This window comes from Neotamlana sedimentorum (genome assembly GCF_000943565.1).
Taxonomy (GTDB): Bacteria; Bacteroidota; Bacteroidia; order Flavobacteriales; family Flavobacteriaceae; genus Neotamlana; species Neotamlana sedimentorum.
In genome coordinates this window covers 17,893-30,440 of record NZ_JTDW01000007.1, presented here as the reverse complement: position 1 = coordinate 30,440, position 12,548 = coordinate 17,893, and the positions used below count along the sequence as shown (strand labels likewise).

The 12,548-nt window shown below is 34.2% G+C and carries 8 protein-coding genes and 1 tRNA gene; 7 read left to right on the top strand and 2 right to left on the bottom strand.

Going from position 1 to position 12,548, the window contains the following annotated elements; all coding sequences use genetic code 11:
- Positions 1-54 precede the first annotated feature (54 nt).
- The 3 genes from PW52_RS10695 (at position 55) to PW52_RS10685 (ending at position 3,107) form a co-directional block, all read left to right on the top strand.
- Complete coding sequence (locus PW52_RS10695; RefSeq protein ID WP_044632948.1) at positions 55-1,455, top strand: aldehyde dehydrogenase family protein; 1,401 nt, start codon at positions 55-57, stop codon at positions 1,453-1,455.
- An 81-nt stretch (positions 1,456-1,536) separates the two neighbouring features.
- Positions 1,537-2,763 carry a metallophosphoesterase gene (locus PW52_RS10690; protein WP_044632947.1) on the top strand — a complete coding sequence of 409 codons (1,227 nt, stop codon included), beginning with the start codon at positions 1,537-1,539 and terminating at the stop codon, positions 2,761-2,763.
- A 44-nt stretch (positions 2,764-2,807) separates the two neighbouring features.
- Positions 2,808-3,107: a thioredoxin family protein gene (locus PW52_RS10685; protein WP_044632946.1), complete on the top strand. Its 300-nt coding sequence runs from the start codon at positions 2,808-2,810 to the stop codon at positions 3,105-3,107.
- A 105-nt stretch (positions 3,108-3,212) separates the two neighbouring features.
- On the opposite strand, the gene PW52_RS10680 is transcribed toward PW52_RS10685, so the two are convergent.
- Together PW52_RS10680 and PW52_RS10675 are read right to left on the bottom strand one after the other, a co-directional pair.
- Positions 3,213-3,860, bottom strand: a complete 648-nt coding sequence (locus PW52_RS10680) for a polysaccharide deacetylase family protein (protein ID WP_044632945.1) — start codon at positions 3,858-3,860, stop codon at positions 3,213-3,215.
- 6 nt (positions 3,861-3,866) lie between these two features.
- On the bottom strand, positions 3,867-7,253 hold the full coding sequence (locus PW52_RS10675; protein ID WP_044632944.1) for a glycosyltransferase family 117 protein: 3,387 nt from the start codon (positions 7,251-7,253) through the stop codon (positions 3,867-3,869).
- A 149-nt stretch (positions 7,254-7,402) separates the two neighbouring features.
- On the opposite strand from PW52_RS10675, the gene PW52_RS10670 reads away from it, so the two are divergent.
- The 4 genes from PW52_RS10670 to nusA all read left to right on the top strand — a co-directional run bounded on the left by PW52_RS10670 (position 7,403) and on the right by nusA (position 12,544).
- Positions 7,403-7,475 (top strand) — tRNA-Gln (locus PW52_RS10670).
- Positions 7,476-7,667: 192 nt separating this feature from the next.
- Complete coding sequence (locus tag PW52_RS10665; RefSeq protein WP_052823458.1) at positions 7,668-10,724, top strand: choice-of-anchor I domain-containing protein; 3,057 nt, start codon at positions 7,668-7,670, stop codon at positions 10,722-10,724.
- A 118-nt stretch (positions 10,725-10,842) separates the two neighbouring features.
- Positions 10,843-11,304 carry a ribosome assembly cofactor RimP gene (gene rimP, locus PW52_RS10660; protein WP_044632943.1) on the top strand — a complete coding sequence of 154 codons (462 nt, stop codon included), beginning with the start codon at positions 10,843-10,845 and terminating at the stop codon, positions 11,302-11,304.
- Between the two features lie 7 nt (positions 11,305-11,311).
- A complete protein-coding gene (gene nusA, locus PW52_RS10655; RefSeq protein ID WP_044632942.1) occupies positions 11,312-12,544 on the top strand; it encodes a transcription termination factor NusA in 1,233 nt (410 codons plus the stop codon).
- The last annotated feature ends 4 nt before the right edge of the window (positions 12,545-12,548 follow it).

The window sequence follows — 12,548 nt, the reverse complement described above, 5'->3', positions numbered from 1 at the left end:
ATAAATTAATTGAATTGCAATTTGTATTTTTAAGATAAATAAAATCTATAAGCTTTGAAAAACCCCTATTTACAACTTTTTAATTCACAAAAGGAAAATCAATTTAACATAGGAAACAGCAATTATAAGCAACGAATAAAAAAACTAAAAACATTAAAGGTTGCCCTTGAGAAAACCTATAAACAAGATATTAGAGAAGCGCTTTACGCCGATTTTAAAAAGCCATATATAGAAACCGATTTAACAGAGCTATATCTTGTTATTAAAGAAATAAAAGTTGCTATTTCAAATCTAAAATCTTGGATGCGTAATAAACATGTAGGTACGCCATTAGCTTTGTTAGGTACAACCTCATGGATTAAATACGAGCCTAAAGGTGTTTGTTTAATTATTTCGCCATGGAATTATCCGGTTAATTTAACATTTTGTCCTTTAGTTTCTGCAATTGCGGCAGGAAATACGGTTATTTTAAAACCTTCTGAAATGACGCCAAATACCTCACGTGTTATGGCAAAAATTGTAAAAGATGTATTTAATGAAAACGAAATTGCTTTGGTTGAAGGCGATGTTGAGGTTTCTAAGCATTTATTAAAATTGCCCTTTAATCATATTTTCTTTACAGGTTCGCCTGCTGTTGGTAAAATTATTATGGAAGCGGCATCAAAACATTTAGCTTCGGTAACTTTAGAACTGGGAGGTAAATCGCCTACAGTAGTAGATGAAACAGCTAATGTGCAAACCGCTGTTAAAAGCATAGTTTGGGGTAAATACCTAAATACTGGGCAAACTTGTATAGCTCCAGATTATGTTTTGGTACACGAAAGTAAAAAAGAGGCTTTTATTGAAGCTTTTAAAATGACAATGGATAATTATTACTCAAAAAAACCTGAAAAATCTAAATCTTTTGGGCGCGTTGTAAACGAGAAACATTTTAAACGATTAACCAGTTATATTGAGGCAGCAAAAGAAGACAAAGCTATAATACACAAAGGCGGAAACTATAATGCTAACGATAATTATATTGAACCCACACTAATCTCAAAAATACCAGAAAGGAACCCGTTACTGAACGAAGAGATTTTTGGACCAATACTTCCCATAAAAACCTATAAAAATTTAAATGAAGTTGTTAGTTATATCAATTCAAAAGCGCGTCCTTTAGCGCTTTACATGTATAGCAAAAGTAAAAAAAACACCAACTATGTTATTAAAAATACACGATCTGGTGGTACTTGTATAAATAGTACCGAAATACATTTTACAAATCATGAATTGCCGTTTGGTGGTATTAACAATAGCGGAATAGGTAAATCGCATAGTTATTTTGGGTTTAAAGCCTTCTCTAACGAGCGCGCTGTTTTAAAAAGTTATTGGTCGGCACCATTAAAAGTATTATTTCCACCATACACAAACTTTAAGCAAAAAGTAGTAGACTTTACTATAAAATGGCTTTAAAACCCTTAACATTTAGTTAAATAGAAATACAGCTTTCTGTATTAGGTTTTATTACCGTTATCTTTGCTAAAAAAATTAAGCATGACACGTTGGATTATATTTTTAATTCTATATATACTAGTAACCATTTACGGTTTTCAAGCCTTTAAAACCGTAGTAAAAAATAACTGGATTTACTATGCGTTTTTTGCAGTAGCGTTATTGGTTTTAGGTAATTTTTTATATCAGTTTTTATCAGCTTCAGAAGGTCGTGTTTTGACACCAGCAAAAAGTTATGCTTTTGGTTTTTTACTTGCCTATTTAGCGTTTAACCTTATAATAATTCCTATTATGTTTGGCGAAGATATAATTAGGTTTGTTATTGGTATTTACGACAAATTGTTTGCAACCAAAAGCAATTTTAATTTACCATCTAGACGTAAATTTATAAGCCAGATAGCTTTGGGTTTAGCAGCTATTCCACTAGCTTCTATTTTATACGGTATGTATCGTGGTAAATATCGTTTTCGCGTATTAAATTACACACTGTATTTCGAAGATTTGCCAGAAGCCTTCAATGGTTATAAAATAACTCAAATAAGCGATATTCATTCCGGAAGTTTCGATAACAGAGAGAAAATAGAATATGGCGTTAATTTAATTAACGAACAAAATTCTGATGTTATTCTATTCACTGGAGATATGGTGAATAATAAAGCTAGTGAAATGGAGCCATGGCAAGATTTATTCTCTACATTAAAGGCTAAAGATGGTGTTTTTTCGGTGTTAGGAAATCACGATTATGGCGATTATGTAAACTGGAAAACAAAAGAAGAAAAAGCACAAAACCTAGAAGAATTAAAACAACTTCAAAAAAACATGGGTTTTAACTTATTATTAAACGAAACCAAGTTTTTAGAAAAAAATAGAGAACGCATAGCTTTAATTGGTGTAGAAAATTGGGGTAAAGGCTTTAAAAAAGTTGGTGATTTAAATAAAGCCGTACAAAAGGTGCAAGCAAACGATTTTAAAATATTAATGAGTCACGACCCAACACACTGGGAAGAAGAAGTAATAGATGCCGATTATCATTATCACTTAACCCTAAGTGGGCACACGCACGGTATGCAATTTGGTATAGAAATTCCAGGTTGGATAAAATGGAGCCCTGCAAAATGGCGTTACAAATATTGGGCTGGTATATACGAGCAAATGGGACAATACATAAACGTAAATCGAGGGTTTGGTTATTTGGGTTATCCAGGTCGCGTTGGTATTTGGCCAGAAGTAACTGTAATAGAATTAAAACGCGGTACAAAACCCGCTTAATTGTGTTATAAATCGTTATATTTGTTTAACAAAAGTGTTAATTTATGTCGAAATTTGGAGAACTTATAGATGTTGAAATTCCGGTGCTACTTGCGTTTTATACACAAACGGATAACGACAAAAACATAACCCAGCATCAAAATTTAAATGATGTGGCTGCAACTATGGGCAACAAAGTAAAAGTTATAAAAATTGATATAAATAAAAACAAAGATTTAGTTGAAGCGCTTCGAGTTAAAACATTACCTACACTAATAATTTATAAACAAGGTGAAATGAAATGGCGCCAAAGTGGCGAGCAACAAACCAGCGCAATAATTAGTAAAATAGAAGAATATATTTAAAGTTTTTAGGGCGTTACACCTCCTAAGGTCGGCGTCAGGCTTTACGTTACAAGTCCTCGCAAGCTCCGGGCTTTCCACTTCAATCCTTAACGTGGTTTTAGGTATTTACACAATAGCTTCAAAAGTAAACCCAAGTTTATAAAAATGTTCTAATACTTTTGGTAGTGCAAATTGCATGTTTTTTTGTGCTTTTACACTATCGTGAAATACAACAATACTACCTCTTTTTACTTTTGTAATTACATTATTTAAGCACGCTTCGTTACTGATGTTTTTATCCCAATCAAAGGAAATAACATCCCACATAATTATTTTATAACCTAAGGCTAGTAACTTTTTGCCCTGTTTGTTAGTTATTTTACCATAAGGCGGCCTAAACAAATTACATGTTTGCATAGAAGTATCAATAACTGAGCTAATAGTTTTTTTAGCTTCAAGTGTATTTTCTAAGTATCTTTTTGTTGAGGTTTTCCAACCTTTTAAATGGTTTTGTGTATGGTTGCCTACGGTGTGGCCTTCGGCAAGTACATCTTTTAAAATTTCGGGATGTTTTTTAACATTATCACCAATACAAAAAAAGGTAGCTTTGGCTTGGTATTGTTTTAATGTTTTGAGAACCCAATGGGTTATTTCTGGTGTTGGACCATCATCAAAAGTTAAATATAAAACCCTTTTAGTTGTAGGTATGTCCCAAATATATTTGGGGAACATTTTTTTTACAACCAAAGGGGTTTTAACAGGTATTATGTTCATGCCTATTTAGTTTGTTGTATCTATAGGCAGGCTATTCGTTGAGTCTAAAGGCAAATCTAATTCGGTTTGTATTTCGTCTTCAGAGATGTCTTCATCACCATAAAAATATTTAAATGCTCTTAAATGGTTGTTAAAAACTTCGCCTTCTTTTTCGGCAAACTCCAAATCGTTTGCAACTAATACATCTAATAAAGATTTGTAGCGTTGTATATCGGTATAAATCTCTTCAAACAAACGCTCTTGCATGTCAATTTTTAAACCACTATAATAGTTTAAGTTTTCTTGATATTTTAAGGCAACTTGTTTGTATAAATTTCTAGCTTTTTCCTGGTTTCCAACCTCGTAATAGGCGCTAATGTAGGGCTCTAATAAGGTATAATAACCAAAATAATTAACGGGCATGTTTTCCATAGCAATATCCGCTATTTCTTCTGCCTTTTTGAGTTTGTTTTCGTTAATAAGTTGCTCTACCAAACGAGCTAAATTACCGCGATAGGTAATGGAGTTTTTACGTGTTTCTGGGTCGTGATAAATGTCTGGGCTTCCGCTGTTACCCCAATCCCATTTTTTTACTTTTTCGTACATTAAATCGGCATCAACACGTCCCATGTCGAAAGGGTTATTTCTATCAACTTCAGTTTTAATAGGTACTAATTTGTAGCACATACCATCTAGTTGAAGGTAGTCTTTCATCCATAGATAATCGTCGTCACCAAAACTTCCTCCTGTGAAATAAATAGGGCGGTTCCATTCGTTATTGGCAACAATGTCTAACATAAGCAAACGGTTTTTGTAAAGAGCACCGCCTGTTACCTCAATATCAATATAAGGTACAATAGCTTCGGCATCTTTTGCTTTTACAATACCAGATTTTAAAGCATTTATTTTATTAACAGGAATGCGTAAATGTGGTGTTGGCATGTAAGTAGCTGTAAGATCTTGACTTCTTATGTCTGTAACATCATATCCTTTTTGCTCTAAAACGTATTTATATTTTGTTCGCGGGTTGTCGCTTTGTACGAAGTCTAAAAATTTATTAATGTCTAAAGTATCCTTAATCACATTTTCAATTACAATATAATCGTTGGTGCCGTATTGGTAGTTTTTATGTTCTAGTTGCGATGGTATTGGGTCGCTTTCGTAAGCCTTTCTTTTCATTTGGTCTATATACCAATCGGTTTGGAATAAGCTTGTATTTACAACACGCACATCGGTACGGTAACCTTCAATTTCTTGAGCATACCAAAGGGCAAACGTATCGTTATCGCCAATGGTAAATAATATGGCATTTTCTGCACAAGAATCTAGGTACATTTTAGCCATGGCATTGGCGGTATATTTCTCCGATCTGTCATGGTCGTCCCAGTTGTTTGCTGCCATAATGGTTGGTACTAAAACCAAACATGCCACACTAATGGCTGGGGCTAGTAATTTTGAGTTTACTTTAGCTTTTAAAGCATCAAAAATGGCATAAACTCCAAAACCAATCCATAGAGCAAATACATAAAATGAACCAACTACCGAGTAATCACGTTCTCTAGGCTCGAATGGGCGAACATTGGTGTATACTTGAATAGCAATTCCTGTAAATAGGAAAAACACAAGCATTACCCAAAATTGTTTTCTGTCTTTGTTAAACAGGAAGAAAAACCCAATTAAACCTAAAATTAAAGGTAGTAAATAATAGGTGTTTCTGGCTTTATTATTTTTTACATCGCTCGGTAAATTGTCTTGCGAGTAGCCTAAGTGCCATTCATCAATAAATTTAATTCCAGTAATCCAGTTACCGTGGTTATCGTATTTGCCTTGAATATCATCTTGCCTTCCAGAGAAGTTCCACATAAAATAACGCCAATACATATAACCTAATTGATATTCGAATAAATAAGCGATATTACTAGCTAAAGATGGTTTTTCAATTTCAATATTATTTTTTTCGCTTTTTAAAAAGTTGTTGTAGTCTTCATAATCAACATTTCCTTGAGCAACTTGATTTTTAAACTCCGAAATTTGCGATTTATATTGTGTAATTTGGTTTAAGGCGTAAGCATTGGCTTGGTCTTCAGGAAAACCAGCATTTATAGCTGATCTATAATAATCGTTTTGCAATCCAGGTTTTACTTTAAAATTTAAAAATCCAGAAAACATCATGTAATTTTCGGCATGTTCCGGGCTCCACATACGTGGGAGTATAGATGCATGCTTCGAGTTGTAATTTTGTTTGTCGTTTTTGTAATCGTTTACAATAACATATTTACCCTTTTCTTCATCTTTTTCGTATTTAGGTTTATCATCTATATACGGGTTGTTATCATCTAAATAAGCATATTGATCTGTAAATTGAGGTCCGTAAAACAAATGAGTTTCTGGGTATTGTTCTAGATTGTAATATGCTAAAAGTTCTCTGGCGCTTGATGGATTGTTTTCATTAATAACAACATTGGCATTAGCACGAATAGGTAACATAAGCCAAGTTGAAAAACCTATAATAACAAAAGTGATACATAGAATACCAGTGTTTAAGTGTATATAGCCTTTTTTTCTGGTAAAACGCAACCCATAGTTTATAAGAGCTATTAAAACAATTAATGCAATTATAGATCCTGAGTTGAATGGTAAGCCTATACTGTTAACAAAAAATATTTCTGAAGCAGAGAATATTTTAAGAATATTTGGCGCTAAGAGTTTAAAAATGAATAATAAAACAGCAACAGAAGCTACATTGGCAATAATAAAGTTTTTTATAGTAACGGTTTTGTAATTTTTAAAGTAATAAATAAGCCCGATAGCAGGAATGGTTAGTAGTCCCATAAAATGCACACCAAACGATAATCCAATAATAAAAGCAATTAAAACTAACCAACGATTGCCACGAGGGTTATCCATGTCTTGTTCCCAGCGGAGCCCTAGCCAAAATAACGCCGACATAATTAGAGTTGCCATAGCGTAAACTTCGGTTTCAACAGCGTTAAACCAAAACGAATCGGTAAAAGTAAAAGCTAAACTACCTACCAAACCGCTTCCTAAAATTGCGATGGCTTTAGGTTGGGTAATTTCGGTGTTGGCTCCAACTAGTTTTTTTAGCAATAAAGTAATGGTCCAAAACATAAAAAGAATGGTGAATGCACTCGATACGGCACTCATCATATTCATCATCCAACCTACAAGTTCGTTATTACCAAAAGTAAATATTGAGAAAAAAGCACCCATCATTTGAAAAAGTGGTGCTCCTGGCGGGTGGCCAACCTGAAGTTTCGAGGATGTTAAAATATACTCGCCAGCATCCCAAAAACTTACCGTAGGTTCAACGGTTAAACTGTATGTTATTAAAGCGATTAAAAAAGAGAACCAGCCTAAAATTGTGTTCCATTTTTTAAAGTTGAATTGTGCCATTTTTATGTGTTTAATTGCTTTGGCGAATTTAACAATAAATACGTTACAGCAAATATTTTTAAGTAAACGTTAAGTTTTAACTATTATTTTTTAAAAAAAAGCTTGCGAAAATAAAACTTTGTTTTAAATTTGCACCCTCAATACACGAATGGCCTATGGTGTAACTGGCAACACGTTGGTTTTTGGTACCAAAGAGTCTAGGTTCGAGCCCTAGTGGGCCAACAGAAATTAAACCTTAACTATTAAAATAGTTAAGGTTTTTTGTTTTTTAATTAATTGGTAACACTTAGTTAATCTCTCATCTTAATTCATCTTATTTGTTATGGTTTAATTAACATTATGCTAATGTAGGTTTAATCTGTTAAAGTTTTGATTTAGTTTATTTTACGGGTAATTAATCCAACTTTTAAACAAATGAAAAAAACTACTCTTTTAGCTGGAGTTATTCTAGCTATATCCACAACATGTTTTAGTCAAAACCCGCTTCAGCATTTAGCAAGTTACGCTACAAATACCGAAGGGTCTGCCGAAACTGTTGCTCACGATGCTACAAATCAGCAAGCATTTTTTACAAATTCGTCTACAAACTCATTTACTATTGTAGATATTAGTACACCATCGTCACCAGTTTTAGTTAAAACGGTCGATTTATCACCTTACGGAGCAGGACCAAACTCAATCGCTATTTATGGAAGTGTTGTCGCCTTAGCTGTTGAAGATGCTGTAAAGCAAAATAACGGTAAAGTTGTGTTTTTCGATTTAAACGGAACCTACCAAAACCAAATAACTGCTGGTGCTTTACCAGATATGTTAACCTTTACTCCCGATGGAACAAAAGTAATTGTCGCGAACGAAGGAGAGCCGTCAGACGATTATGTAACCGATCCAGAAGGGTCTATAACGGTAATCGATTTAAGTTCGGGTGTTATGTCTGCCTCTGCAACTACAATTAGTTTTAATAGTTATGACGACAAAAAAGAGTCTTTAAGAAATAAAGGCATTCGTATTTTTGGAAATGATGGTGCCGCTTCGGTTTCTCAAGATTTAGAGCCAGAATATATCACCGTATTAGAAGATGGCACAAAAGCCTACGTGAGTTGTCAAGAAAACAATGCGCTTGTGGTAATTGACTTAACAACAAATGCTATTTTAGATATTCTTCCGTTAGGATATAAAAATCACATGCTTGGTACTCCAACAGTAAAAAGTTATGTGGTAAACGAATTAGAAGAAAACTGGCCTGCTTTAGGAACTCCAGTTTACGATGGAGGACAGCCTACGGTAATGTTAGGTGGTTTTTCCGGATTGTTTTTCGATGAAGCAAATTCAACAGCAACAGATTACGTGTTTTATGCCATACCAGATAGAGGTCCTAACGATGCTACAACAAGTGGAGCTTCTGTAACGCCGGCTACGTCTCAAAATTTACGTCCGTTTAAATTGCCAAATTATCAAGGTAGAATTGCCAAATTCACTATAAATAAAACGACTGGAGATATCACTTTAGATAACCAAATTTTATTAACCAGAAAAGACGGGACAACACCAATTACTGGTAAAGGAAATATACCAGGATTCGATGAGGTTCCTGTAACGTATACCGATGCTGCAACTGCCTATGCAAATGCCGATTATATAGGTGCAGATACCGAAGAGTATCATGCTTTGCCTTACGACGAATACGGTGGAGATTTTGAAGGTATTTTAATTGATAAAGACGGATATTTCTGGATGTGCGACGAGTACAGACCAGCCATTTATAAATTTCAGGCTAACGGAACTTTAGTAGAGCGTTACGTGCCTTCGGGAACATCGTTACTTGGAGATTCGCCACAAGCTGTAGGAACTTACGGTGCCGAAACATTGCCAGACGTGTATTCGCTACGTCGTGCTAATCGTGGTTTTGAAGCCATTGCTTACGACGAGGCAAATCATATTATTTATGCCTTTATTCAATCGCCTATCGAAAATCCTTCGAATGCGGTTAGAAATAATTCTGATGTAATTCGAATTTTAGGTATTAACGCCAATACCGGAGAACCAGTTTCAGAATATGTTTACCTTTTAGAAAGAAATAAAGATGCCGGTTACGCAGCTTCTAGAGTCGATAAAATTGGTGATGCCGTTTACACAGGTAACGGTAAATTTTTGGTTCTTGAAAGAGATTCCGAAGGTCCAGATGCTGAGTACGGTAAAAAATATGTTTTCGAAATCGATATTAATTACGCTACAAACGTTTTAAACTATGCGCTTTCTGGATCAAAAGAATTGGAAGAAATGAGTGCCGATGAGATTTTAGCCGAAGGTATTTTAGTGTCTCATAAAAATAAAGTAGTGAATTTACCTTCAATTGGTTATAAATCTTCAGATAAACCAGAAGGTATTGCGTTATTACCAAATAATGAAATTGCTGTTATTAATGATAACGATTTTGGTTTAGCTGGAGCTGGAATTACAGATAGCAGTGTTTTAGGTATTATTTCTTTCGCTAACGATTACGGTTTCGATGCTTCAAACGAAGATGGAAAAATCGATATTAAAGCGCATCCAACTTTAGGAATTTACATGCCCGATGCTATTGCGTCTTATAACGTTGCTGGTACAAATTATATCGTAACGGCAAACGAAGGCGATTCTAGAGATTACGATGGGTATTCGGAAGAAGACCGTGTAAAAGATTTAACTTTAAACACTGCTGCTGGTTATTATCCAGATGCTGCAACGCTTCAAGAAGATGAAAATTTAGGAAGGTTAAAAATGACTTATGCCGATGGTGATTATAACAACGATGGTACTTACGAGCAAATATATTCGTATGGTGCACGTTCTTTTTCAATTTTCGATCAGTATGGAAATATAGTTTTCGATAGCGGTGACCAATTCGGGCAAACCATAGCAACAGAAGAAGCGTCATTATTTAACGAAGATGAAGAAGAATTTGATGGTCGCTCAGACGATAAAGGAGGTGAGCCAGAAGCTATCGCATTAGGCACAATCGATGGTAAAACGTATGCTTTTGTTGGTTTAGAAAGACAAAGTTCTATTTTAATGTTCGATGTTACCGATCCTAAAAATGTTGAATTTATAACTTATTACAAATACAACAGAACTTCGGGCGATGTAGCTCCAGAAATCATTAAGTTTATTCCAGCAGCTAAAAGCCCTAACTCTAAAAATTTACTTTTAGTAGGGTATGAGGTTAGTGGTTCGTTAGCAATTATTCAAATAGATGAAGCGGCTTTAAGTGTAAGCGAAGTTGTAGCTAAGAATAAGTTTAAAATGTATCCAAATCCGGTGGTTAATTCAGCTTTAAACTTTAATAAAACATTGTCTGGATCTATTTATAATTTAAATGGGCAAGAAGTGCAAGCATTTAATGGAAAATCGGTTTTAAATGTAGAGCAATTAACTTCTGGAGTATATATTATTAAAACCAAAAACTACGGGGTTAAGCGTTTTGTAAAACTTTAGCACATAACATATTTTGTCTAGATGCTTTAAAAATCAATAAAATATTATATATTTGCAGCGTTGAAAGGCGAAAAAACTAAATGAGGGGACGGAAAGTCCCCTCTTTTTATACTAAAAAATGTTGCGAACAAAAGCTTTAGAACTACTAGAAGGCGCGTTGTTAGAACGTACCGATTTATTTTTAATTGATTTTACTATAAATACCGAAAATCATATAAAAGTGATTATCGATGGAGATAACGGTGTTTTAGTAGAAGATTGTATTTTTGTAAGCAGAGCCATTGAGCATAATTTAGATCGCGAAGAAGAAGATTTTTCGCTCGAAGTTATGTCGGCAGGTGCCACAGCACCGTTAGTGCATAACCGCCAGTATAAAAAAAATTTAGGCCGAACGCTAAAAGTAAAAACGGCTTCAACCGAAATTGAAGGCGAACTTACCGAAGCTAACGATACCGAAATAAGCCTAAACTGGAAAGTGCGTGAGCCAAAACCAGTAGGTAAAGGTAAAGTGACAGTAAAAAAGGAAGCAAAAATTCCTTATCAAGATATTAAAGAAGCAAAAGTTATGATAAAATTTTAATTGAGTTATGGAGAATGTCGCGTTAATAGAATCTTTTTCAGAATTTAAAGATGATAAGCTAATTGACAGAGTTACGTTAATGGCAATTTTAGAGGACGTGTTTAGAAGCGCCCTTAAAAAGAAATATGGAGACGATGATAATTTCGATATCATTGTAAACCCAGATAAAGGCGATTTAGAAATTTGGAGAAACAGAATTGTGGTAGCCGATGGTGAAGTTGAAGACGAAAATCAAGAAATATCATTAACCGAAGCTCGTAAAATTGAACCAGATTTTGAAGTTGGTGAAGATGTGTCTGAAGAAGTAAAGTTAATCGATTTAGGTCGTCGTGCTATTTTAGCATTACGTCAAAACTTAATTTCTAAAATTCACGAACACGATAACACTATTATCTATAAGCAATTTAAAGATTTAATAGGAGAAATTTATACAGCAGAAGTACACCACATTCGTCACAGAGCAGTAATTTTGTTAGACGATGAAGGTAACGAAATTGTACTTCCAAAAGATAAACAAATTCCATCAGATTTCTTTAGAAAAGGAGATAACGTAAGAGGTGTAATTGAAGCTGTAGAGCTTAAAGGTGCAAAACCAGCAATTATTATGTCTAGAACATCGCCGTTATTTTTGGAGAAATTGTTCGAGCAAGAAATACCAGAAGTTTTCGATGGTTTAATTACAATTAAAAATGTGGTAAGAATTCCAGGAGAAAAAGCAAAAGTAGCAGTAGATTCTTATGATGATAGAATCGATCCTGTAGGAGCTTGTGTTGGTATGAAAGGGTCACGTATTCATGGTATTGTTCGTGAGTTAGGAAACGAAAATATCGATGTAATTAATTACACCAATAACCTACAATTATTTATTACCAGAGCTTTAAGTCCTGCACGTGTAACATCTATTAAATTAGATGAAGATAACAAACGTGCCGAGGTAATTTTAAAGCCAGAAGAAGTAAGTAAAGCTATTGGTCGTGGTGGACATAACATCCGTTTGGCTGGTCAATTAACTGGTTTCGAAATTGATGTGTTTAGAGAAGGTGCTGAAGAAGACGTAGAATTATCCGAGTTTTCAGATGAAATTGAAGGATGGATTATTGAAGAGTTTAGTAAAGCTGGATTAGATACCGCAAAAAGCATTTTAGAGCAAGAGGTAAACGATTTAGTGAAGCGAACAGATTTAGAAGAAGAAACTATTATCGACGTTATTAGAATTTTAAGAGAAGAATTCGAAGAATAACATA